The following is a 22,451-nucleotide window of genomic DNA, read 5'->3' as shown; positions in this document are numbered from 1 at the left end:
CTTCGTAAAAAGGAGATGAGGCTGGTATGTCCTCTGAAGCCGACGGCAGCTATATGGATGGACAATTTCTGATTGCGATGCCGACCATGGAAGACGGTCGCTTTGCGCATTCAGTAATCTACCTGTGCGCGCATTCCGATGAAGGTGCCATGGGAATTGTGCTCAATCAACCGGCCAACAACATCACCTTCGAAGAGCTTTTGAGCCAGCTCGAAATCATTCCTGAGGATGGCGGCATCTTGCTGCCGAACGAGCTGCAGGACATGCAGGTTCATCGTGGTGGCCCGGTTGAAACCGGGCGCGGTTTCGTTCTGCACACGGATGATTTTTACATCGAGAGTTCCAGTCTTCCCATCAACGATGGGGTATGCCTGACGGCGACCGTGGAAATCCTGCGCGCGCTGGCGGAAGGCCGGGGGCCAAAGCAGGCCATGTTGGCGCTTGGGTATGCCGGATGGGCGCCCGGGCAGTTGGAAGCCGAGATACACGCAAATGGCTGGCTGACGTGCCGTGCGGACCCTTCGCTGATTTTCGATGTGGACTCCGAAGACAAATGGCGCACCGCCCTTGGCATCCTCGGCATTGATCCGGGCATGCTCTCCAGCGAAGCCGGGCACGCCTGATCTCCCTCAAATGTGATGGGTATCCCCAAGGTGCGTGTTCGCTAGTGCGCGAACTCTGGAAAACTGCTATCTGATTTGACGGGCGAGTGGATCTGGCGTTTAACGCTGACCGCTGGCTTGCCTGTTGGCGTCCCTAACGGTAGTGTGCGCCGGCTAAAACGGCGAAAGACTGAAATACGCAGTCGTAAAGGATTAAGAGTGGTGAAATACGTAAGCACGCGCGGTGAAGCTCCGGAACTCAATTTTTCCGAGGTGTTGCTCACAGGTCTGGCGCGCGATGGAGGGCTTTACGTCCCAGCGGAATGGCCGGAACTTTCCGCGGAAAAAATCGCCAGCTTCGCAGGTAAACCATACACGCACGTTGCCTATGAGGTGATCGCTCCCTTCGTTGGTGATGCGATCCCGGAAGCCGATCTCAAGCGCATGATTGCCGAAGCCTACGGCACGTTTGCGCATCAGGCGGTAACTCCTCTGGTTCAGACCGGGCCCAACACCTTTGTGCTGGAACTCTTCCACGGCACCACGCTGGCCTTCAAAGACGTAGCCATGCAGTTGCTTGGGCGTCTCATGGACTATGTTCTGGCGGAGCAGGGAAAGCGCGCCACCATTGTGGGTGCCACCTCAGGTGACACGGGCGGCGCAGCAATTGACGCGTTCCGAGGCCGAGAACGCACCGATGTCTACATCCTGTTCCCCAACGGACGGGTTTCACCCGTTCAGCGCCGTCAGATGACCACGGCAGAAGATGCAAACATTTACGCATTGGCGCTCAATGGCAACTTCGATGACTGCCAAGCCATCGTGAAGGACCTGTTCAATGACTTCACGTTCCGTGAAAACGTGTCTCTGGCGGGTGTGAATTCCATCAACTGGGCGCGCATTGTGGCGCAGGTGGTCTACTATTTCGTGGCTGCAACGGCTCTTGGTGCACCCGGCCGCAAAGTTTCCTTCACGGTGCCAACCGGCAACTTCGGGGATATCTTTGCAGGCTATGTAGCCAAGAAGATGGGGCTGCCAATTGATCAGTTGGTGATTGCAACCAACACGAACGACATTCTCGCCCGCACGCTGGAAACTGGCCGCTACGAGACCCGCGGTGTTGTTGCAACGACCTCTCCATCCATGGACATTCAGGTTTCGTCCAACTTTGAACGCCTCCTGTTCGAAGCTGGCGATCGGGACGGCGCAATGATCCGCCGTCACATGTCAGGCCTCAAGCAATCCGGCGCATTTGAACTGAGCGAACCTGTTCTGGAGCGTATCCGCGCTGATTTTGGCGCAGGCCGTGCCACCGAAGACGAGGTGGCAGAAACAATCAAAACAACGCTGGACCAGTCCGCATATCTTCTCGACCCGCACACTGCAACCGGTGTGCATGTGGCAAAAGCCTATGAGAAGGATGGCGTGCCCATGGTCGTTCTTGCAACGGCCCATCCAGCAAAATTCCCCGATGCGGTAGAGCAAGCCAGCGGACAGCGTCCCGGCCTTCCTGCGCATCTCAGCGACCTATTTGAGCGCGAAGAAAAATACACTGTCTTGCCTGCCGATACGGATGCGATCAAGGATCATGTTCTATTGACTGCTCGTGCCGTGAACGCGCAGGTATAAAGAATGACAGTAAAAACGACACGTTTAGACAACGGACTCATTGTACTTACCGATGACATGCCACACCTGAAGACAGCCGCTCTCGGTGTCTGGGTGAAGACCGGCTCCCGCAGCGAAGATGCCGCCGAAAACGGCATCACGCACCTGCTGGAGCATATGGCATTCAAAGGCACGCAAACCCGCTCCGCTCTGGATATTGCAGAGCAGGTGGAAGCTGTTGGCGGCGAAGTGAACGCCTCCACGAGCGTGGAACACACCAACTACTATCTTCGAATGCTGGCGGAAGATGTGCCGCTGGGCGTGGATATTCTCTCAGACATCCTGCAGCATTCCGTGCTGGACCTTGAAGAGCTTACCCGAGAAAAGCAGGTGATCCTTCAGGAAATCGGTGCCGCCATGGATACGCCGGAAGATCAGGCCTTTGACCTGCTCCTGGAAACCGCATGGCCCGACCAGTCTCTTGGACGTCCGATACTCGGTACACCCGAGACGGTAACCAGCTTCACGCCAGAAGCCATTCGCGCCTACATGGACAAGCACTACACCGCCTCCAACATGGTGCTCTCGGCAGCAGGCCGGGTTGATCATGACGAGTTCGTCGCCATTGCCCAGGAAAAATTTGGTGACCTGACTGCAAGCGAGGCAACTGCACCAGTCGCCTCCAAATACGTCGGCGGCGAAGCTTCGGTAGAGCGTGATCTTCAGGAAGTTCAGATTATTCTGGGTTTTGAAGGGTGCTCCTATCAGGACAAGGACTATTATGCCGTTCAGATCCTGGCGTCGGTGCTGGGCGGCGGCATGTCGTCCCGCCTGTTTCAGGAGATACGCGAGAAGCGCGGTTTGTGCTACTCGATCTATTCGTTCCACTGGGCGTTCGACGACAGTGGGATGTTCGCAATTCACTCGGCCACCAGCGCTGAACACACAGCTAAGCTGATGGATGTGCTTATTCAGGAGCTGAACGCGGCTGTTGCGAATATCGAAGACAAGGAAATTGACCGCGCCAAAGCGCAGACCCGAGCAGGCTTGATGATGGCGCTGGAAAGCCCGGCGGCCCGTGCGTCTCAGATCGCCCGTCAGACCCTGATCTTTGGCGAGACCATCGACGCGGAAGAACTCCGCCGTCGGGTCGATGCGGTTACCAGAGAGGACGTTTGCCGTGTTGCACAGCGCGTGTTTTATGGCAAACAACCAACACTGGTTCATGTGGGGCCAAAGTCCGAGATGCCAACATTGGCTCAGATCTCGCAGAGATTAAACGAGGCAGGTGTGGTGTCCTAGGCAAAGAGGGGAGGCATGGCTTTGGATGTCATGTTCTTTCGCTTTTCTGGAGGCGAGGAGCAGCCAACGCTGCTGACAAAAGATGTGATCCTGCGCCCGCCGTCCGTCTCGGACTATGAGGCGTGGTCGCAGGTGCGTCTTGAAAGCCGAGAGTTCTTGCAGCCATGGGAGCCGACTTGGCCACCAACGGACCTGCTTCGCACGGCTTTCAAGACGCGCATTCGCCGCTATTCCAGAGAACGCCGTGATGGGACGGGTTACGCCTTTTTCCTGTTCAATCGACAGAACGAAGAGCTGATGGGCGGCTTGACTCTGTCTAATGTGCGCCGCGGAGTGACGCAGGCCTGTACCCTCGGTTACTGGATGGGGGTTCGGTATGCTGGCAAAGGGTTCATGCGCCAATCTGTGAGCCGCTTGCTGCCATTCGTTTTTGAGGAACTCAAGCTGCACCGGCTGGAAGCTGCTTGCTTGCCGCACAATGAAGCCTCCATCAACCTGTTGAAGCGCGTGGGATTTCAGCAGGAGGGCTATGCGCGGCGCTATCTTTACATCAACGGCCAGTGGCAAGATCACTTGTTGTTCGCCATCCTTAAAGAGGACGCTGAGTATTCTGACACAATCTCGCCGCAAACTCAGCCGGATGGGGAAAACGGCCACTAGATTAGTCTTACCCACGTGAACCCTTAGCCATAGCGCTGTAAACAAAGCATGGCTAATATTCGGGCGAATTATTTGGGGCGTTCGTCGGGGCGACTTCAACGGAGTTATGCGGTGCGCGATTTTACAACGCGATTTTTAGTTCTGGTTTGTGCATTCTTCGCTTTCTTCGGAGCGCGAGCGATGGCGCTGGAAGCCGTGGTGGTCCCTCAAGATGTGGACGCTCTGGAACTGACGGACGTGATCGACATCTACGCCGCTCGGTCCTCCAGCATTCAGGTTTCCACGGCACCGGGCATGGACGGCATCGTGCGCCGGATCGAGGTGCGCTCGACAGACGATAAAGCGTCCTATTGGGGCGTGTTTGCCCTTTCCAATCCGGGTAACGAGCAGATCGACCGCCTTCTGGTGGCGCCGAACTACAAGATGGTGAATGCAGGGGTGCTGCGCCCGGACCTTGGCGCAGACCGCATCATCTCAGTAACGCCAAGTCAGGGCATTCCGCCAGAACGCCAGACCAGCTCGGAAGCGGATGTGTTCAACATCACGCTTGATCCGGGCGCGGTGGTGACGTTCGTGGTGGAAATGAACTCCTCGCGCCTTCCCGAGCTGCGCTTGTGGAAGCCAGACGCCTACAAGGACAACATCAACGCTTACTCGCTGTACCGAGGGATTGTTCTGGGTATTGCCGGTCTGCTGGCGCTGTTCCTGACAATCCTGTTTGTGGTCAAGGGCACGGTCCTGTTCCCGGCAACAGCGGCCATGGCGTGGGCCGTCATGGCTTATTTGTGTATTGATTTCGGGTTCTGGAGCCTTGTGTTCGGCCGGACATTTGCGCAGGTGCAGCTTTATCGCTCCATTGCGGAGATCAGCTTGACCGCGGCAATGGTCGTGTTCCTTTATGCCTACCTCAACCTGAACCGCTGGAACATTCACTACACCCATTTGGCGCTTTCCATGCTGATTATGGTGCTCGGCCTGTTTGGCTTGGCCCTGTGGGACCCAACAATTGCTGCTGGCGTCTCCCGCATCCTGTTTAGCGTCTTTGCTGTAGGCGGTTTCGCGCTGATCCTCGTGCTCGCCTTCCAGGGTTTTGAGCGCGCGATCATGTTGATCCCGACATGGTTCTTGTTGCTGGTCTGGATGATGGGCGTTTGGGCAACCGCGACAGGAGCGCTCAGCTCTGATCTTGCCCAGCCAGCATTATCTGGTGGTCTTGTTCTGATCATCATGCTCATTGGTTTCACGGTGATGCAGCATGCCTTTGCAGGCGGCTCTCTGAACAATGGCATGGTGAGCGACATGGAGCGCAAGTCTCTCGCGCTCACCGGGTCGGGTGACATCATCTGGGACTGGGATGTGGACCGCGATCGCATCTACACAAGCCACGAACTTGAGGAAAGCCTGGGCCTGCAAGAAGCCGCGCTGGATGGCCCGGCGCGTGAGTGGCTGGAGCATCTGCACCCGCAAGATCGAGATCTGTTCCGGGGAACGCTGGATGCCGTGATCGACCAGCGCCGGGGCAAGGTCAATCAGATCTTCCGTTTGCGCGGTCTTGATGGTCACTACCGATGGTTCCGCCTGCGCGCCCGCCCGGTGATCGGGTCTGATGGCGAAGTCATCCGCTGCGTGGGCACCCTGTTTGATGTCACTTCGCAGAAGATGGCCGAAGAGCGTCTGATGCATGATGCGGTACACGACAACCTGACCGGCTTGCCAAACCGTGAGCTGTTCATGGACCGAGTGGCCGCGGCTATTGCACGCTTCAGGGCTGAGGGAACGGGCTGCCCAACCTTGATCTTGCTGGATCTGGACCGCTTCAAGCAGGTCAATGACAGCATCGGTCAGGCGGCAGGCGATAGCATGCTGTTGACAGCAGCGCGCCGCCTGTCTCGCCAAATGAAACCACAGGACTCTTTGGCGCGCATTACGGCTGACACCTTTGCCATTCTCATCGTTTCCGAGCAGGAAGCTGAAAACATTGCCACGTTCTCTGACCAGCTGCGCACGATCTTGCGCACGCCGGTCACGTTTGGCGAGCAGGAAGTGTTCCTGACGGCGTCGATCGGGACGGCCATTCTGGATGGCGCGGAGGATCGGGCCTCTGATCTGATGCGCGATGCGGAAATTGCGCTGAACCACGCCAAGCGTCTGGGCGGCGACCGTGTAGAAGTGTTCCGCCCAACCCTGCGCCCCATTGCACAGAACACGCTGGCTCTGGACAATGATCTGCGCTCTGCCATGCAGAAAGATCAGATCAAGGTCTTCTTCCAGCCAATCGTGCGACTGGCTGACAAATCGATTGCCGGTTTTGAGGCGCTTGCCCGCTGGGAGCATCCAACACGTGGTCTGATCCCGCCTGCGGATTTCATTCCGATTGCAGAAGAAACGGGTCTCATCAACGAGCTTGGGCTTCTTATCCTCGATAAGGGCGCGACACAGCTTGCCAAATGGCAGCGGTTGTTCAAGCACAATGTGCCGTTGTTCATCTCCGTGAACATTTCCTCACGCCAGCTCCTAAAGCACGACCTGATCAACGACGTGAAAGCGGTCCTGTCCCGCACGGCGCTGACACCGGGCTCTCTGAAACTGGAGTTGACAGAGTCACTCGTCATGCAGAACCCGGAGTTTTCCGTGAAGGTGCTGGAGCGTCTGCGTGGTCTGGGCGCGGGGCTGTCGCTGGATGACTTCGGTACGGGCTATTCTTCCTTGAGCTATTTGCAGCGCTTCCAGTTCGACACCATCAAGATTGACCAGTCATTCGTGCGTCCTAACGGCCAAAGCGCACGCCCTGTCATTCTGCGATCCATTATCGCGCTGGGACATGACTTGGGCATGGAAGTGGTTGCCGAGGGCGCAGAGACGGAATCTGACTCTCTGGAACTGTACCAGATGGGCTGCGAATATGCGCAGGGCTATCTATACGGTCAGCCAATGACCGCGGTGGATGCGGACAAGCTGCTGAAGGATCAGTATCACCATCACGCTTAAGGCGGGGCGGCAAGCTGTAGAAACTAGAAAGGGACCTCAGCGGTCCCTTTTTAGTGTGTCTTAGGCCGTTGCCACGATGGGCAGGGTTGTTCGCCCTACCGTGATTTCCAAGGGCGTTCCGCCATAGGGCTCCCCGTCGATCTGAACGGCTGCGGGCTTGTAGGATTCAATATAGGCCTGCTTTGTCTGCAGGATCTGGACATCCTTGGCTCGGTGCAACGTACCCATCCAAAGCCGGATGCCATAGCGCATCAGTGCCACTGGGTTGTCCTTTGCCAGCAGGACGAGGGTCAACCCGTCTTCCAGCACCGAGCCCTCCTGAAACAGCCCGTAGCGGCCGCCATAGTGCTTTCCATTGGCGGCAATCACCATTCGGCATTCGATCATTTCGCCTTCAGTCTTCACGCGGAAGATGCAGCGCCGACGTGTCCATGCCAAGCGCAACGCCGTGTTGATGTAGGCGAGCTTGCCGAGTTTCCGTTTCAAGCGTAGCGGCAAAAGATGCACCACTTCTGCATCAAAGCCAGTGGAGGCCATGATGTAGAAGGGGCGCCCATTCGCCAGGCCGTGATGCAGCTTGCGGGTCTTGCCGGTGGCAAGAAGTTGAGCCAAAGCCTTGGGATTGCTTGGGATGTTCAACTCACTGGCGAGCACATTCGCCGTGCCGAAGGGGATGATCGCCAAGGCGGGTTTGAACGCGCGTTCCTGAAGCGCTTGCGCCGCCTCATTGATGGAGCCGTCCCCACCCGCAACGGCGACAATGTCCACATCAAGTTCCGGATGAGCACAGGTTTCGGCAATTTCACCCACATGGCGGGTCAAGCGAAGCTCTACTTTGCTGCCAATAGCTTCAAGCCGCGTCACGATCTCAGAAAGGGTCTGAGTTTTGAAGTGACTTGCAGTCGGGTTGGCGAGTATGAGAATGCGGCGCGTAAACTCGGGTGGCGTTTGGGTCCTGCCTTGCACATCAGGCGTAGGAAGCGGACCTGTCATCACTCGTCATCCTTGAGATTCTTGGCATTTTTGCCTTGATAAGGCTTCATGCCCGCCCGTGCAAGGGCATCTGCGCGCTCGTTTTCTTCGTGGCCTGCATGGCCTTTGACCCAATGCCACGTCACATCATGCAGTTTGGCGGCTGTATCGAGCTCTTGCCACAGGTCCGCGTTCTTGACTGGAGAGTTGGACGCGGTGCGCCAGCCCTTGCGTTTCCAGTTGTGCATCCATTGGGTGATGCCGTTTTTCACGTAGGAGCTGTCAGTGTAGATGTCGATGGTGACCGGGCGCTTCAGCGCGCGCAGGGCGTTGATCGCGGCTTGCAACTCCATACGGTTGTTCGTGGTGCCGGGCTCGCCGCCGCACAGCTCCTTTTCGTGCTCTCCAAAACGCAACAGAACACCCCAGCCGCCGGGGCCCGGGTTGCCAGAGCATGCGCCATCGGTCCAGGCTTGCACCCGTGTGTCTGCGCTCATTGATCGAGTCCGTATGCCTGGGCGCTCGTCACGTCGCGGTGGAAACGCAATTTGCGAAGGTATTCCATTGGATCTTTTGGCACGACCAGCGCCCCCTGAGGTACACTGAGCCAGTCGTAAAGGCGCGTCAACAGGAACCGAAGCGATGCACCACGGCATAGCAGCGGCAGGCTGTCAAACTCCTCGGTTGTGAAAGGGCGCAGGCTGCGATAGCCATCAAGCAAGGCGCGGGCCTTGGTCACGTTGAACGAGCCGTCCACCTCGAAACACCATGCATTCAGGCAGATTGCCACGTCGTAGGCAAAAGCATCAGTGCAGGCAAAATAGAAGTCGATGAGACCGGAGAGCTTCTGACCAAGGAAGAACACGTTGTCGGGAAACAGATCCGCGTGGATCACACCGCTCGGCAGATCGCTTGGCCACTTTGCCTTCAGCTCTTCCAGCTCTGCCGTCAGCTCCTCGGCAAGGCCCTCCATCACCTCATGGGCGCGGTCGCGGCTTGCATCAAGCAGCGGTTGCCAGCCATCAACGGAAAGTGAATTGGGGCGCGACATGTCAAAGTCGCTTCCGGCCAGATGCATCTGCGCCATGCCCGCACCAAGCTCAGCACAGTGCTCGATGCGCGGACGGCGCACCCACATGCCTTCCAGAAAGGTCACCATGGCAGCAGGACGGCCCGCCAGTTCGCCCAGCATTTCGCCGTTGTCACGAACCAGTGGCGTCGGGCAGTTCAGGCCGCGCTTGGAAAGATGTTGCATCAGGCCCAGGAAGAACGGCAAGTCCGCTGGGTTCACGCGCTTTTCGTAGAGCGTGAGGATGAAGTTTCCCGTTGTGGTGTGAACGAGAAAGTTCGAGTTCTCGACACCTTCGGCAATGCCTTTGAAGGAGAGCAGGTCACCCACGTTGTAGTGTGCGATGAACTCGGACAGCTCCTCATCGGAAACTTCGGTATAAACGGCCATTTGTTACTCTGCAGCAGCGCCCATATCGCGCAATTCGCGGGGCAAGTTGAATGCTATATCCTCGCGGGCTGTTGTAACCGTTTCAACCGTGACATCAAATTGCTCGCGGAAGGCATCAACAATTTCCTCAACAAGCACTTCGGGTGCAGACGCACCGGCGGTGATGCCAAGGGTTGAGATGCCCTCAAAATCAGTCCAATCCAGATCGGTAGCGCGCTGGATGAGGACAGCCTTCTCACAACCGGACCGCTCCGCGACCTCTCGCAAGCGCTGGGAGTTTGATGAGTTTGGTGCGCCAACCACCACAACGGCGTCGGACATGGGCGCGATGTGCTTCACGGCTTCCTGACGGTTGGTGGTGGCGTAGCAGATGTCGTCCTTGTGGGGCTCTGCGATATCCGGGAAACGTTCCTTCAGGATGCGGACGATCTCTGCAGTGTCGTCCACTGACAGAGTTGTCTGCGAGATCCAGGCGAGCTGCTTCTCGGTCTTCGGTTGATAGCTGCGTGCATCCTCATCAGTTTCGATCAAGGTGACTGCGCCCTCTGGCAGCTGTCCCATTGTTCCGATGACTTCCGGGTGGCCTGCATGGCCAATCAGGAGGATTTCACGGTCACGCTTGTTATGGATCATCGCTTCCTTGTGTACCTTGGAAACCAGCGGGCAGGTTGCATCAAGGTAGAAAAGGTTGGCCTGCTGGGCTGCTTCCGGCACGGATTTCGGCACACCATGGGCGGAGAAGATCACCGGGCGATCCTTTACGGGGATTTCATCCAGCTCTTCAACGAACACCGCGCCCTTGTTGCGCAGCGACTCCACCACAAACTTGTTATGGACGATCTCATGGCGCACATAAACCGGCGCGCCGTACTTCTGCAGGGCCAGCTCCACAATCTGGATGGCGCGATCAACGCCGGCGCAAAAGCCGCGCGGCGCGCACAAAAGGATTTTCAGATGAGGTTTGGTAGCGGTCTCGCCCTGCATCAGCTTGCCTTGCTTTAGAGAATGACGTGTTTTGACGAATATGTCATTCAGTGGGGCCTGTGCAAGGCCTAACCGGTTAAATCCAGCGTGTCTGTTGCCCCAGTGTTCAACAGAAACCCTTGGTGATTTGGCGGAAAAACGCCAACTGGCGTGCAAACAACCGTTTTGCCTGCTATAGAACCTTCAGTTTTTCGATGAAATATATGGGATTCGCATGGTGGGAAAGGCGTTTACCGGGGGCTTTTTAAGTAAAGCCAAAACCGCATCCATGATTGCCGTGGTCAGCGCTGGTCTGGCCGCCTGTGGTGTCATGGGCGGTGGTGATGACGAGCTTGAAAGCGCGAGTTCAGCAGGTCCAGCCCCGGCAGCACAGAATGAAAACATGCCTGATGTGGACTTTTCGGTCTTTAACGTATCCGATTTCTGTCCGCGTCTGGAGCCGCTAAACGGCACAACAATCATTCAGGAATATGCGCGCGGCAAGCAGGATGACCCGCGTGGTCTGCGCTACCAGGCAACCTTGGTTGAATGGGCGCGCACCTGTTCCGATGCGCAAGATCAAGCGTCCATGAAGCTCGGACTGGCCGGTCGCGTGACACCGGGCCCTGCATGGAAAGGCGGCGAACTGCTGCTTCCAATCCGCGTTGCGATTGTTTCTTCCGGTGATGATGAAGAAAAGACCGTTTACTCCAATCTGTTCCGTGTTCCGGTGACGCTGGGTGAAGGCTCTCCAAGTGAAGGCTGGACGCTGGTTGAGGAGGGCATCGTCCTTCCTGATGAGCCGGGCTACAAGGTCATTTTTGGATTCGACGAGAAGTAAAAAACAGGTTACAGAGATATCAGGTCTCAGGCGAACTACTTAGCTTCGCCCTGAGATCTGGGACCTTGGCGGGACGTCGGCTGCGTGTCTTGTCAGGCTCACCTGTCAGCGGTGAAAGGCCGGTCTGACAGGACTTATAACCGCCCAAGCGGGAGAGATCGCTAGGTCACCTTAGGTGACAACAGGCGACGCCGAAGGAGCAACCGCCCCGGAAACTCTCAGGCCGCAGGACCGCTTGGTAAGCAGCACTCTGGAAAGCAGGCAATTTCGGCATGTGCCGGGGGGAGCCTCACCGAAGGAGTAATCGGGCGCGGGCCAACAGGTTTCGCGCTCGGGAAATCTCTCAGGTTGTCAGGACAGAGGGGGCGCACACGGGCTTTTCAACAGAAAGGTTCGGATTTGCTTGCGCTCTGTTTAGTCGAGGACAACCATGGTTGAACAAACCACAGACCTTTTGAAGACTCCCCTTTACGACCTGCATGTGGAACTCGGTGGGAAAATGGTTCCCTTCGCAGGCTATGCCATGCCGGTTCAGTATCCCCTCGGCATCATGAAGGAGCACCTTCACACCCGCGATGCCGCAGGTCTGTTTGATGTCTCTCACATGGGGCAGGCCGCCCTCAAGGGGCCAGACCACGACACGGTTGCCACCTTCCTCGAAACCCTAGTGCCTTCCAACATCAAGGAACTCAAGGCCGGGAAACAGCGCTACACCGTTCTGCTAAATGGCGAAGGCGGCATCATTGACGATCTCATGGTATCCCGTCCGGCCGAACCATCCCGTGAAGGTGAGTTGCTGCTCGTTGTAAACGCAGCGCGCAAGTCGGTGGACTATGATGTGATCCGCGCTCGCCTGCCGGAAGGCATCTCACTGGAAACATATGAGGACAAGGCGCTGCTTGCCCTTCAGGGCCCAAAGGCGGCAGAAGTGATGGCCTTGCATGCGCCAGAAGCGGCAGAACTGGGCTTCATGTCCGTTGCGTCCATGGAGTTTGACGGGGTTGCTGTTCACGTGTCTCGCTCCGGCTACACTGGGGAAGACGGCTACGAAATTTCCGTTCCAGCGGGCGCAGCAGAAGCGGTAGCAAAGGCTCTGCTTGCCGACGAGCGGGTCGAGGCCATTGGCCTGGGAGCCCGCGACAGCCTGCGTCTTGAAGCGGGGCTGTGCCTTTACGGCCACGACATTGACGAGACCACGTCGCCGGTTGAGGGCGACATCACCTTCTGCATGCAAAAGCGCCGCAAGGAAGCCGGAGACTTCCCCGGTGGTGAGCGCATTTTGAAGGAACTCGCGCAAGGGCCGAAGCGCAAGCGTGTTGCATTGAAGATTGATGGACGCGCGCCAGCCCGCGAAGGCGCGGAAATTCGTGTGCCGGGCGCTGACAAGGCCATCGGAATCGTGACCTCTGGCGGCTTTGCGCCAACGTTGGGCGCGCCCATTGCCATGGGGTATGTACCAACCGAATTCAGCGAGGTGGGGACAGAACTGGCCCTTGTGGTCCGTGGGCGAGAATTGCCTGCGACCGTAACCACAACAACGTTCGTGCCTCAGCGCTATTACAGAAAACCAAAATAAAGGGACCAGCCAACTTAAAGACGCTGGCACCTGTTTCGATTGACGATCCAGACGAGAGGACTGCAAACCAATGAGCACCTATTTTTCAGAGGACCATGAGTGGCTCAAAGTAGAAGGCGATGTGGCAACTGTTGGCATCACCGACTACGCACAGGCCCAGCTGGGCGACGTGGTTTTCGTTGAACTTCCAGAAAACGGCAAGACCCTTTCCAAGGGGGACGAAGCAGCAGTGGTTGAATCCGTAAAGGCAGCCAGTGAGGTTTACGTGCCGGTTGACGGTGAAGTTGTCGAAGGCAACGAAGCCTTGGTTGAGGAGCCAGGAAAGGTCAACGAAGACCCTGAAAACTCAGCATGGTTCTTCAAGATCAAGCTTTCTGACAAGGGCCAGCTTGAAGGCCTTATGGATGAAGCAGCCTACAAGGCATACGTGGAGACCCTATAACGGTCTTGAGTGGATCTGCTGCCGGAATAACCGGCAGCCCCGGTGCTTCTAGTGTTACCTTTGCAAGAGAGGGTCTATGCGGTATCTCCCGCTTTCGGATAGCGATCGCGCGAACATGCTGGCGCAAGTAGGCGTTGGCACCATTGATGAGTTGTTCGCAGACATCCCAGAATCTGCCCGGCTGAAAGAGCTGGAAAACCTGCCTCGCCGCAAGAGCGAGATGGAAGTGGAACGCCACCTCAACAAGCTGGCCTCTAAAAACACAAGCGCAAGCTCTGTGCCGTTCTTTGTGGGAGCAGGGGCTTATAAGCACCATGTGCCCTCCACAGTGGATCACCTGATCCAGCGCTCGGAGTTTTTGACCAGCTACACGCCTTACCAGCCGGAAATCACACAGGGCACCCTGCAGGCGCTCTTCGAGTTCCAGACGCAGGTGGCAGAGCTGACCGGCATGGAAGTGGCCAACGCCTCCATGTATGACGGCTCCACCGGAACAGCTGAAGCAGTGCTTATGGCCCACCGTGTGACCCGCAAGAAGAAGGCGGTTCTGTCTGGTGGCCTGCACCCGCAATACCGGGAGGTGGTAGAGGGCATCACTAGTCAGCTGCCGGGGGGGGAAGTTGTGTCTCTACCAGCCGACCCCATGGGCACTGAGGACATCCTTGCTCAGATCGATGATGAAACATCCTGCGTCGTGGTGCAGTCGCCATCCTTTTACGGTCAGCTGATTGACCTGAAGCCGATTGCGGACAAGGCGCATCAACACAAGGCGTTGTTGATCGCTGTGTTCACGGAAGTGGTGTCGCTTGGCCTGATCGAAAGCCCCGGAGCCCAAGGTGCGGACATTGTGGTTGGCGAAGGCCAGTCCCTTGGCAATCCGCTCACCTTCGGTGGCCCCTACGTTGGGTTGTTCGCCACGCGCCAGAAGTATGTGCGCAACATGCCGGGGCGCGTTTGCGGTGAAACCGTGGATGCGGAAGGCAAGCGTGGCTTCGTGCTGACCCTGTCCACCCGCGAGCAGCACATCCGCCGCGACAAGGCGACCTCCAACATCTGCACCAACTCCGGTCTGTGCTGTCTGGCCTTCTCTATTCACATGACTCTTTTGGGTGGTTCAGGTCTCTCCCGTCTTGCCCGCATCAACCACGCCAACGCGATCAAGTTGGCGGATGCGCTGGCCGCAGTGGACGGTGTGGAGGTGCTGAACGAGGCCTTCTTCAACGAGTTCACCATCAAGGTTCCTGCAAACGCCAATGATGTGATCGAAGCTCTGGCGGTGAACGGCGTGCTCGGCGGTCTGCCGGTCTCACGTCTGGAGCCGGGTCAAAGCGAGCTGGAAAACCTCATCGTTGTGGCTTCCACGGAAGTGAACACGGATGAAGACCGCGCAGCCTTTGTTGAGGCGCTCAAGGAGGTGCTTGGATGAGCCATTTCTCGGAGATCCTTCGGCCTCTGGCCAACGATCTGGCCGTGAAACTCATCACAGGCAAAGATGACCTGTCCATGCGCCTTGCCGAAGTTCTGCATGAAACTGTTTTTCATGAGAACTGGCGCGAGCTGGGCCCGGCAGGCCACGACACCTATGAGCGTGTCGCCGAGCTGCTGGAAGTGGACTACGTGAACACCTCCGTAGAGCTTTCAGCAGTGATTGCACAATTGGACGAGACAAAACGGAACGCTCTTGTGGCGCAGACCGTCAACGCACTGTTTGACGTTGTCGATGATTACGCAAGACGCGACCAAGTGGGTGAGGAATTGCCATGAGCATGAACACACAAGGCCGCCCAACCGCACCGGGCACAGCCGACGCGCCCGTGCACACCACGTTTACGGGCAACAAGGCGCTGAACATGGAAGAGCCGCTGATCTTCGAGATTGGCCGCTCCGACATTTGCGGCGTTGATCTGGATGAGCCGGAAGAGTTCACCCCGCGCCTAGGCAGCCACGCGCGCCAGAGCGGTCTGGACCTTCCAGCGTTGTCAGAGCCGGAAACCATGCGCCACTATGTGCGCATGTCCCGCAACAACTACGCAATCGACAGCGGGCTCTATCCGCTGGGCTCTTGCACCATGAAGCACAACCCGCGTCTCAACGAAAAGATGGCGCGTGTGCCGGGCTTTGCAGATGTGCATCCTCTCCAGCCGGTCTCTACTGTGCCGGGCGCGTTTGAGGTGATTGCCGAGCTTGCGGACTGGCTGATGAAGCTGACCGGCACTTCTGCTGTGGCCATGAGCCCGAAGGCCGGTGCCCATGGCGAGCAGTGCGGCATGATGGCCATCAAGAAGGCGATCATGGAAAAGGGCGAGGACCGCTCCATCGTGCTGGTGCCGGAAAGTGCCCACGGCACAAACCCGGCGACTGCCGCGCTTCTGGGCTTCAAGGTGGTGTCCATCCCGGCCCGCGACAACGGCACCGTAGACCCATCTGCTGTGATCGAAAAGATCAAGGAGAATGAGGGCAAGGTGGCGGCATTGATGCTGACCAACCCGAACACCTGCGGTCTGTTCGAGCCGGACATCATTGCAATCGCAGATGCCATCCATGAGGCGGGTGCCTACTTCTACTGCGACGGCGCGAACTTTAACGCAATCGTCGGCAAGGCCAAGCCGGGTGATCTGGGCGTTGATGCCATGCACATCAACCTGCACAAGACCTTCTCCACCCCCCATGGTGGAGGTGGTCCGGGTTCCGGTCCGGTGGTGCTCTCCGAGCGCCTGGCGCCGTATGCACCGCTGCCGTTCATCCGGCAGAAGGACGATGCACTGGAAGTGGTCGAGACAGAGACCCAGCTTGAGCCGGGGGAAGTGCCGTTCGGTCGCATGACCGCCTTCCATGGCCAGATGGGCATGTTCGTTCGTGCACTCAGCTACATGCTCTCTCACGGCTCGGATGGCCTCAAGCAGGCTTCGGAAGATGCAGTGCTGAATGCTAACTACGTGCGAGTGGGCCTTCAGGACCTGATGACCCTGCCATATGGCGAGAACCCGTGTATGCACGAAGTGCTGTTCGACGATACCTTCTTGAAGGACACTGGCGTTACCACGCTGGACTTCGCCAAGGCCATGATCGACGAGGGCTATCACCCGATGACCATGTACTTCCCGCTTGTTGTGCATGGGGCCATGCTCATCGAACCAACCGAGTCCGAGAGCCTTGCCTCGCTGGACTTGTTCGTTGCCACACTGCGCGATCTGGTCATGAGCGCAAAGCGGGGCGAGACGCAGCGGTTCGAAGGGGCTCCATATCTGGCCCCGCGCCGCCGTCTTGATGAGACGCAGGCAGCGCGTAAGCCAATCTTGAGATGGACGCCGCCGACGCCCACCGACGTGGAGCCAAAGGCTGCCGCTGAATGACAACAGAACCTCGGAGCCTCCTCCGGGGTTTTCTTTTGTTTGATGGGCTTCTCGTCGCGCCCGAACCACCTGTTTTAAAGGATGTTCCTGCCCCTATCGCCTGAGTAACACTGACTGCGGGAACAGGGGGCGATGACATGCGGCGGGCACCATGGTGGCGGCGAAATATTCCAACTTCACGGCAAATGAGGTTTGCCGTGCAATCCCAACTGGCCAGCAGATGGCCAAAGCTTGGCCGTGCCTTTAATTTCTTCCCCGCTGAAGCCTCGCGGCAGCTTCTTGAAAGCAAACTTTTGGAGCGCTTTGTGGAGCAGAGCACCTGTTCCATGCCCGCTGACCGTGTTGATTTTCTCCAAGCCCATGGCGCGCTGGAGCAGTCCCGCTACCCGCTGCCCATCACCTTGAAGGGCAGAGCGGAGATTAGCTTCTATCGTTTGGGGCCGTGTTACGTGCTTGGGCACAGTGGCTCAACGGTCCTCATTGAGGTTGGTGCCCAGATCCAGAGCATCGCCCGGAACACAACCAAGTTTCAACGGCTGGTGACCCGAAAGGTTGAAGGGCTTGTGATCAACCGCCTCGGCATGCGCCGGGGTCACAAGCACTACTACCACTTCATCATGGATGGGCTGTACCCGCTTCTGGTGGCGCTGGAGCGTCACGCCCATCGGTTCGATGCAATCACGGTTCTGGTGCGGCCCGATTTGGCATCCTATCAGTTGGCTGCCTATGCGCATCTCACCTCACTCTATCCGCAGCTTCGTCTTGAGGTGGTTGAGGAGCGTGAACGCATCGTGTGCGATGAGCTGCTTCATATCGATGAAGCACAGAACTGCGAATACCGGGCCCCCTTTAGCGAACGCGCCATCGAAAAGCTGGCCGCCACCTTTAGAGCGGCCTACGGCATTGTGCCAAGTGGCAGGCCACATCGCCGGCTCTACCTGTCGCGCAAGGACGCTAAAATTCGTCATATCTTGAACGAGAACGAGCTGATCTTGAGGCTGACCATGCTCGGTTTTGAGGTGGTGTGCCCCGGAGAGATGGATCATGCAACGCAGGTGCGCACCTTCAGCGAGGCGGAGATGATTGTCAGCGCCCATGGGGCGGCCCTCTCCAATCTGGTGTTTACGCAGGCGGGCCGATGCCATGTGGTGGAACTGTTCTCCAGTGATTATATTCAGAGCGCCTACATGTGGCTGGCCACGTTGAAAGGACATCGCTACACACCTCTCATTTGCGAAGAGGGGCAGTCTCACCAGCATTTCGAAGTGCCGCATCAGGTAGTTGAAGAACTCGACGCCCTGTTGGAAACAGAGTTGACCTAAAGCAGAATCCAGCTTGGCAGCATCAGGTGGTCAGCCCCTTGATTGGCTGCCTTGAACCATTGCTTGGGCGCAATAACGCGCTTCTCCTTGGAAGAGTTCAGGAACGCGGCCCACCAGCTGAAAGAACTGTTTGCAATGATATGGTGCTGGCATCTGGACATCAGCATCAGGTCTTCATGGTCCTTGCCATCCGGTTGCGGTTCCAGAACGCGCACATTACCTGATGTCTTGAAGAAGGCCTTGGCCCAGCACGGATCATCGGTGAAGACGAAGAACTGCGCTCCGGGCATGTCCTGCTCCATGCGCTTCTTGGCTTCCAGATAGTAATCCGGGCTGCAAAGGCCATAGCTGGCAAGATTCTGCGGCTTCAGATAGTCGCCGCGGCGGATGTGCAGGGAGACGCTCCGCGCCCGCTCAATGTGGCTGAGGGTCTTTTGACGCGAAAGTGCGAACGGACGCTTCAGGCTCAAATCTCGGCGCAGCGTATTTTGGATGCTCAAAGGGATCAGCGCCCTTTGGAAGTACCCATCGAGATAGGTATTGCGGGAAATCCGCGGCGCGTCGGGCGCATAGGCCCAATCCTTCTCATGGGCGCAGCGGCTCTTGTAAAACGGATAAACCTTGCGCAGAAGCTGGGCGGTGCGGCCAAACTCCTTTGCGGGCCACAGCACACTGGCGCATTCCTCGTGCTGGGCCACATCCCCCGCCACGTTGAAGTGCTCCAATGCATAGCGCCGCTCCGGGTACAGGGAGTATTCCGTTATATCAAACCGCAACTGGCTACCCGTTTCCAGTGCGGCCTTTCGACCAATGGCATATTGGAAGAACTGATTGCCGATGCCTCCGCGCAGCCGCACAATGATATAGGGCCCAGTCGCTTTTCCGGGTCTCTTCATTGTGTGATCTGCCAGTAAAGACATGGGCCTTCTCCTTTGTCAGATGGAAGGATAGGAGCTTTGCGAAAAAGCGTCCTCCGCCCGAAGCCACTAGTCAGAAATGGGAGGAGCCACTGGTGGGGGCTCGATCAAAGCCGAAGCCATGTCGGCGGCAACAACCGGTCTTCATCAATGGAGCCATCGCGAAACCATATCTTTGGCGCGATAATGACCTTGCGGGGCGACCGGTTCAGGTAGGCCCCCCACCAGCTGAAGGAGCTGTTCGCGATCACGGCGTGATCGCAGGCCGCGATCAGCAGAATGTCTTCATGGTCCCGGTGGTCGCCAAGAGGTGGGACGATCTGGATATACCTCTTGCCGCCCAAATGCGCCCGTGCCCACTCAGGATCATCGCTGAAAAGGTAGAAGGTGTTCACACCGTAGGTGTTGCGTAACAACGTGATCGCCTGCGTGTAATAGGAAAGATCGCAGGAGCCGAATGCCTCCTGGTGCGCAGGCTCCAGATAATCCCCCCTGCGGATATGCAGTGCCGCGCTGGGCCCAGAGCGAATCTGATGAAGGATATGACGTCGCTGCGGTGCCATCTCGGTCTTCAAGATCAGGTCTTGTCGCAATGAGACACCAAGAGCATCCGCAGCTTCAAAATTCTGGAAGAACCCGGAGAGGTGCAGCGGGCGCGTCATTGGCTGCGGTAACGCAAGAGAGGTGGGAAGTTCATCCTCGATAAACCGCTGCGCATACCCGGCCAGAAACTCACGGCACAGCCGATGTTTTTGCCCGCGCGGCTTGCTCGCTGGCCAGAAACAGCGCCTCAGGTCCTGCTGACTGGCCAGCCGCGCTTGGGTTTTAAAGTGCAGCAGGGTGTTGGGAATGGTGCCAACATCCTTGGCATCCTGATAAACCAACAGTTCTGCATCTAATTGCTGAGAAAGGTATTTCCCGGCTGCATATTGAAACAATTGGTTCCCGGTCTTGCCCTTCAATTGCAACAGCACTTGGCGGCTGTTGCGGATGGTGCCTTCACGCTGTGTACTCTTCAACACCTCAAGCTGCATTGCTGCTCCTCCCACTTCCCTTCTGGAGATTACGGAGCTGGTTCGGGGGCGTCGTCCCGAACAAATGAGGGGGCATTGTCATCGCCGGGGACAAGCTGCGTAACGTGTTGAAACAGAATTTCATTTGCGGGGCAGGGTGTGTCTGCGTAGGGTGCCGCACGGGAGCCAAGGACTAACTGAAGGAACGTAAAGATCATGGTTGATTTGATCATTTGGGACTGCGATGGCTGCCTGATTGATAGTGAGCATCTGTCCGCTGAGGCAGAGGCCGAGTGCCTGCGTGAAGTCGGACTGGAAATTGATGCGCAGGGCGTCATCGACCGCTTTACGGGCATGACAGGCCGTGACTTGTTCGTGGCACTGGAAGCTGAGCTGGGCCGTGATGTGTCGGGGCACCCGGCCTTCGATCGCCTTTATGAGCGGGTCTTTGAGATTTTTGAACGAGAGCTTCAGGCTGTTGCCGGTGTTCATGAAGCACTGGCGGAACTGGACCACATGCCGATGGCGATTGCTTCTGGCGCGTCTCACCGCCACCTGAAATTCGGCCTTTCTCACACGGGTCTTTATGACCGGTTTGAAGGCAAGATCGTGTCTGCGCAGGACGTGGCGCGGGGCAAACCGGCTCCGGACGTTTTCTTGCGTGCAGCCGAGCTGATGAAGACCGAGCCGAACCGCTGTCTGGTCATTGAAGACAGCCCGCGCGGCATGCAGGGCGCCCATGCAGCAGGCATGCACTGCTTTGGGTTTACAGGCGCGACACACGGCGGAGAGCGCCTTCACAAACAGCTTGCGGACCAGAATCCGGTGCTGATCTTCGATCATATGCACCAGTTGCCGGGCCTTTTTGCTGAGTTCAAACAGTAGGTTATACTTTTTGCAATAGAACCTGAGAGAAAGTCTCTTGACTTTCTCTGCAGGTCCTCGCTATCAAATTGGCATGACCCAGATGCAGTTCATGATCACCTCTGTTTATTACTACGCAAGCCACATACCTGCGGCTTGTGTTCGATCGTGCTCATGACAAAAAGCATCAACTGAACAACCAAGCCGCCGCCAGGCGGCTTGTTCATTTTTGGGCCCCTGCGTGGCAACAGGAGACCTGAAAATGACCATTCACACCACCATCGACAACAGCCGAAACTTTCGTCCCAAATCGGAGGCCCTCCAGCTTCTGATCGAGCGCGGCTTTCTGCATCAATGCACGGATCTGGAAGCGCTTGATGCGCGCCTCATGGAAGGGCCCATCACCGCGTACGCTGGTTTTGACGCCACCGCTGACAGCCTGCATGTGGGGCATTTGCTGCCGCTCATGGCCATGCGCTGGCTTCAGAAACTGGATCACAAGCCCATTCTTCTGGTTGGCGGCGGCACCACGCGCATTGGCGACCCAAGCTTTCGCAGTGAAAGTCGTCCCATGCTGGATGACGCCCAGATTGAGCATAACCTCAACGGTATCCGCGCTACGGTAGAGCGTCTGTTCGACCTGTCAGAGGGTGAAGGCCGTATGGCAAACAATGCCGACTGGTTGGACGAGTTCCGCTTTTTGGAGTTCCTGCGCGAGTTCGGCACCCACTTCACCGTCAACCGCATGATGACCTTTGACAGCGTGCGGTCCAGGTTGGAAGCACAGCAGCCCCTGTCTGTTCTGGAGTTCTGCTACATGATGCTTCAGGCAGTGGATTTTGTTGAGCTGAACAAGCGGTTCGACTGTGTTTTACAAATTGGTGGGTCTGATCAATGGGGCAACATCGTCAACGGCGTTGACCTGGGACGGCGCGCAGGAAAGCAACTTTTCGGTTTTACCCTCCCGCTTCTCACCACCGCCTCTGGATCCAAGATGGGCAAAACCGCCGACGGTGCCGTCTGGCTCAGCCCCGAGCGGTTATCCAGCTTCGGCTTCTGGCAATTCTGGCGCAATACGGCAGATGGCGATGTGGTCCGCTTCCTCAAGCTGTTCACCGATCTGCCCTTGGCAGAAATTGGTCGCCTCGCCAAGCTGGAAGGGCAGGAGCTGAACGAGGCCAAGAAGATACTGGCAACACAAGTCACCAGCATTGTTCACGGGCCGGAGGCCGCACGCGCTGCAATGGAGCAGGGTGAGGCCCTGTTCTCTGGAAATGATGAGGGTACAGAACCAACCCATGAACTGCCGCTTGCGCTGCTCAGCACGCGCATTGGCCTGCTTGAGCTGATCGTGAAAATTGGCTTTGCTGGCTCCAACAGCGAGGCACGCCGTCTTGTTCAAGGCAGCAGCGTCAAACTCAACGGCACGCTCATTCTGGATGAAAAGCGGCAGATCTCAGAGGGCGATATTCGGACCGGCGATCGCATTTCTCTTTCGGTGGGCCGCAAACGCAAGGCGTTGGTTCAGTTCAAGTAACGTCAAAAGGGCGCCATCTGGGCGCCCTTTTG

The 22,451-nt window shown here is 57.4% G+C and carries 20 protein-coding genes and 1 riboswitch; of the genes, 14 read left to right on the top strand and 6 right to left on the bottom strand.

Features of this window, described 5'->3' with window-relative positions:
- Positions 1-26 precede the first annotated feature (26 nt).
- The 5 genes from PUV47_RS15290 (at position 27) to PUV47_RS15270 (ending at position 7,160) form a co-directional block, all read left to right on the top strand.
- Positions 27-623 (top strand): YqgE/AlgH family protein, encoded by a 597-nt coding sequence (locus tag PUV47_RS15290; protein ID WP_274219449.1) that lies wholly within the window; start codon positions 27-29, stop codon positions 621-623.
- Positions 624-824: 201 nt separating this feature from the next.
- A complete protein-coding gene (gene thrC / locus PUV47_RS15285) occupies positions 825-2,231 on the top strand; it encodes a threonine synthase (protein ID WP_274219448.1) in 1,407 nt (468 codons plus the stop codon).
- A gap of 3 nt (positions 2,232-2,234) precedes the next feature.
- Positions 2,235-3,512 carry a M16 family metallopeptidase gene (locus tag PUV47_RS15280; protein ID WP_274219447.1) on the top strand — a complete coding sequence of 426 codons (1,278 nt, stop codon included), beginning with the start codon at positions 2,235-2,237 and terminating at the stop codon, positions 3,510-3,512.
- A gap of 15 nt (positions 3,513-3,527) precedes the next feature.
- Positions 3,528-4,172 (top strand): GNAT family N-acetyltransferase, encoded by a 645-nt coding sequence (locus PUV47_RS15275; protein WP_274219446.1) that lies wholly within the window; start codon positions 3,528-3,530, stop codon positions 4,170-4,172.
- A gap of 111 nt (positions 4,173-4,283) precedes the next feature.
- Positions 4,284-7,160 (top strand): EAL domain-containing protein, encoded by a 2,877-nt coding sequence (locus PUV47_RS15270; protein ID WP_425313775.1) that lies wholly within the window; start codon positions 4,284-4,286, stop codon positions 7,158-7,160.
- A gap of 60 nt (positions 7,161-7,220) precedes the next feature.
- Here PUV47_RS15270 and PUV47_RS15265 read toward each other — a convergent pair whose 3' ends face one another.
- Genes PUV47_RS15265 through ispH form a run of 4 tightly spaced genes read right to left on the bottom strand, consistent with a single transcriptional unit; the run spans position 7,221 to position 10,575 of the window.
- Positions 7,221-8,153 carry a diacylglycerol/lipid kinase family protein gene (locus PUV47_RS15265; RefSeq protein ID WP_274219444.1) on the bottom strand — a complete coding sequence of 311 codons (933 nt, stop codon included), beginning with the start codon at positions 8,151-8,153 and terminating at the stop codon, positions 7,221-7,223.
- Positions 8,153-8,629 carry a ribonuclease HI gene (rnhA, locus tag PUV47_RS15260; protein WP_274219443.1) on the bottom strand — a complete coding sequence of 159 codons (477 nt, stop codon included), beginning with the start codon at positions 8,627-8,629 and terminating at the stop codon, positions 8,153-8,155. Before rnhA ends, PUV47_RS15265 begins: the two co-directional genes overlap by 1 nt.
- Positions 8,626-9,591: a homoserine kinase gene (locus PUV47_RS15255; RefSeq protein ID WP_274219442.1), complete on the bottom strand. Its 966-nt coding sequence runs from the start codon at positions 9,589-9,591 to the stop codon at positions 8,626-8,628. The genes rnhA and PUV47_RS15255 overlap by 4 nt, the downstream gene beginning before the upstream one ends.
- Positions 9,592-9,594: 3 nt before the next feature.
- Entirely contained in the window at positions 9,595-10,575 is a 981-nt protein-coding gene (gene ispH, locus PUV47_RS15250; RefSeq protein WP_274219441.1) for a 4-hydroxy-3-methylbut-2-enyl diphosphate reductase, read from the bottom strand.
- Between the two features lie 214 nt (positions 10,576-10,789).
- Between ispH and PUV47_RS15245 the strand changes: the two genes are divergently transcribed.
- The 7 genes from PUV47_RS15245 to PUV47_RS15215 all read left to right on the top strand — a co-directional run bounded on the left by PUV47_RS15245 (position 10,790) and on the right by PUV47_RS15215 (position 18,088).
- Complete coding sequence (locus PUV47_RS15245; protein WP_274219440.1) at positions 10,790-11,395, top strand: hypothetical protein; 606 nt, start codon at positions 10,790-10,792, stop codon at positions 11,393-11,395.
- Positions 11,396-11,534: 139 nt separating this feature from the next.
- Positions 11,535-11,639, top strand: a riboswitch (glycine riboswitch).
- A gap of 186 nt (positions 11,640-11,825) precedes the next feature.
- Positions 11,826-12,971 (top strand): glycine cleavage system aminomethyltransferase GcvT, encoded by a 1,146-nt coding sequence (gene gcvT / locus PUV47_RS15240; RefSeq protein WP_274219439.1) that lies wholly within the window; start codon positions 11,826-11,828, stop codon positions 12,969-12,971.
- A gap of 70 nt (positions 12,972-13,041) precedes the next feature.
- Positions 13,042-13,413 carry a glycine cleavage system protein GcvH gene (gene gcvH, locus PUV47_RS15235; RefSeq protein ID WP_274219438.1) on the top strand — a complete coding sequence of 124 codons (372 nt, stop codon included), beginning with the start codon at positions 13,042-13,044 and terminating at the stop codon, positions 13,411-13,413.
- Positions 13,414-13,489: 76 nt separating this feature from the next.
- A complete protein-coding gene (gene gcvPA / locus PUV47_RS15230) occupies positions 13,490-14,839 on the top strand; it encodes an aminomethyl-transferring glycine dehydrogenase subunit GcvPA (RefSeq protein ID WP_274219437.1) in 1,350 nt (449 codons plus the stop codon).
- Positions 14,836-15,177, top strand: a complete 342-nt coding sequence (locus PUV47_RS15225; protein ID WP_274219436.1) for a hypothetical protein — start codon at positions 14,836-14,838, stop codon at positions 15,175-15,177. Before gcvPA ends, PUV47_RS15225 begins: the two co-directional genes overlap by 4 nt.
- Complete coding sequence (gcvPB, locus tag PUV47_RS15220) at positions 15,174-16,766, top strand: aminomethyl-transferring glycine dehydrogenase subunit GcvPB (protein ID WP_274219435.1); 1,593 nt, start codon at positions 15,174-15,176, stop codon at positions 16,764-16,766. The genes PUV47_RS15225 and gcvPB overlap by 4 nt, the downstream gene beginning before the upstream one ends.
- A 197-nt stretch (positions 16,767-16,963) precedes the next feature.
- Positions 16,964-18,088: a glycosyltransferase family 61 protein gene (locus PUV47_RS15215; protein ID WP_274219434.1), complete on the top strand. Its 1,125-nt coding sequence runs from the start codon at positions 16,964-16,966 to the stop codon at positions 18,086-18,088.
- Here the strand turns inward: PUV47_RS15215 and PUV47_RS15210 are convergent.
- Both PUV47_RS15210 and PUV47_RS15205 read right to left on the bottom strand, forming a co-directional pair.
- Positions 18,085-19,008, bottom strand: a complete 924-nt coding sequence (locus PUV47_RS15210) for an alpha-1,2-fucosyltransferase (RefSeq protein ID WP_274219433.1) — start codon at positions 19,006-19,008, stop codon at positions 18,085-18,087. The two genes, PUV47_RS15215 and PUV47_RS15210, sit on opposite strands and share 4 nt — an antisense overlap.
- 104 nt (positions 19,009-19,112) lie before the next feature.
- On the bottom strand, positions 19,113-20,039 hold the full coding sequence (locus tag PUV47_RS15205) for an alpha-1,2-fucosyltransferase (RefSeq protein ID WP_274219432.1): 927 nt from the start codon (positions 20,037-20,039) through the stop codon (positions 19,113-19,115).
- A 195-nt stretch (positions 20,040-20,234) separates the two neighbouring features.
- Between PUV47_RS15205 and PUV47_RS15200 the strand changes: the two genes are divergently transcribed.
- On the top strand, positions 20,235-20,903 hold the full coding sequence (locus PUV47_RS15200; protein WP_274219431.1) for an HAD family hydrolase: 669 nt from the start codon (positions 20,235-20,237) through the stop codon (positions 20,901-20,903).
- A 241-nt stretch (positions 20,904-21,144) separates the two neighbouring features.
- Positions 21,145-22,419, top strand: coding sequence for a tyrosine--tRNA ligase (tyrS, locus tag PUV47_RS15195; protein WP_274219430.1), 1,275 nt, complete (start codon positions 21,145-21,147; stop codon positions 22,417-22,419).
- Positions 22,420-22,451 lie beyond the last annotated feature (32 nt).

The sequence above is a fragment of the Pseudovibrio exalbescens genome, assembly GCF_028737195.1.
In the GTDB taxonomy this organism is placed as follows: Bacteria; Pseudomonadota; Alphaproteobacteria; order Rhizobiales; family Stappiaceae; genus Pseudovibrio; species Pseudovibrio zosterae.
This window is presented reverse-complemented; position numbering and strand designations above follow the sequence as displayed.

What these genes read in the sequence shown, in the direction of transcription:
- PUV47_RS15290 (WP_274219449.1), top strand. Translation starts at nt 27, where the DNA reads ATGTCCTCTGAAGCCGACGGCAGCTATATGGATGGACAATTTCTGATT.
- PUV47_RS15280 (WP_274219447.1), top strand. Translation starts at nt 2,235, where the DNA reads ATGACAGTAAAAACGACACGTTTAGACAACGGACTCATTGTACTTACC.
- PUV47_RS15275 (WP_274219446.1), top strand. Translation starts at nt 3,528, where the DNA reads ATGGCTTTGGATGTCATGTTCTTTCGCTTTTCTGGAGGCGAGGAGCAG.
- PUV47_RS15265 (WP_274219444.1), bottom strand. Translation starts at nt 8,153, where the DNA reads ATGACAGGTCCGCTTCCTACGCCTGATGTGCAAGGCAGGACCCAAACG.
- rnhA (WP_274219443.1), bottom strand. Translation starts at nt 8,629, where the DNA reads ATGAGCGCAGACACACGGGTGCAAGCCTGGACCGATGGCGCATGCTCT.
- PUV47_RS15255 (WP_274219442.1), bottom strand. Translation starts at nt 9,591, where the DNA reads ATGGCCGTTTATACCGAAGTTTCCGATGAGGAGCTGTCCGAGTTCATC.
- ispH (WP_274219441.1), bottom strand. Translation starts at nt 10,575, where the DNA reads ATGCAGGGCGAGACCGCTACCAAACCTCATCTGAAAATCCTTTTGTGC.
- PUV47_RS15245 (WP_274219440.1), top strand. Translation starts at nt 10,790, where the DNA reads ATGGTGGGAAAGGCGTTTACCGGGGGCTTTTTAAGTAAAGCCAAAACC.
- gcvT (WP_274219439.1), top strand. Translation starts at nt 11,826, where the DNA reads ATGGTTGAACAAACCACAGACCTTTTGAAGACTCCCCTTTACGACCTG.
- gcvH (WP_274219438.1), top strand. Translation starts at nt 13,042, where the DNA reads ATGAGCACCTATTTTTCAGAGGACCATGAGTGGCTCAAAGTAGAAGGC.
- gcvPA (WP_274219437.1), top strand. Translation starts at nt 13,490, where the DNA reads ATGCGGTATCTCCCGCTTTCGGATAGCGATCGCGCGAACATGCTGGCG.
- PUV47_RS15225 (WP_274219436.1), top strand. Translation starts at nt 14,836, where the DNA reads ATGAGCCATTTCTCGGAGATCCTTCGGCCTCTGGCCAACGATCTGGCC.
- gcvPB (WP_274219435.1), top strand. Translation starts at nt 15,174, where the DNA reads ATGAGCATGAACACACAAGGCCGCCCAACCGCACCGGGCACAGCCGAC.
- PUV47_RS15210 (WP_274219433.1), bottom strand. Translation starts at nt 19,008, where the DNA reads ATGTCTTTACTGGCAGATCACACAATGAAGAGACCCGGAAAAGCGACT.
- PUV47_RS15205 (WP_274219432.1), bottom strand. Translation starts at nt 20,039, where the DNA reads ATGCAGCTTGAGGTGTTGAAGAGTACACAGCGTGAAGGCACCATCCGC.
- PUV47_RS15200 (WP_274219431.1), top strand. Translation starts at nt 20,235, where the DNA reads ATGGTTGATTTGATCATTTGGGACTGCGATGGCTGCCTGATTGATAGT.
- tyrS (WP_274219430.1), top strand. Translation starts at nt 21,145, where the DNA reads ATGACCATTCACACCACCATCGACAACAGCCGAAACTTTCGTCCCAAA.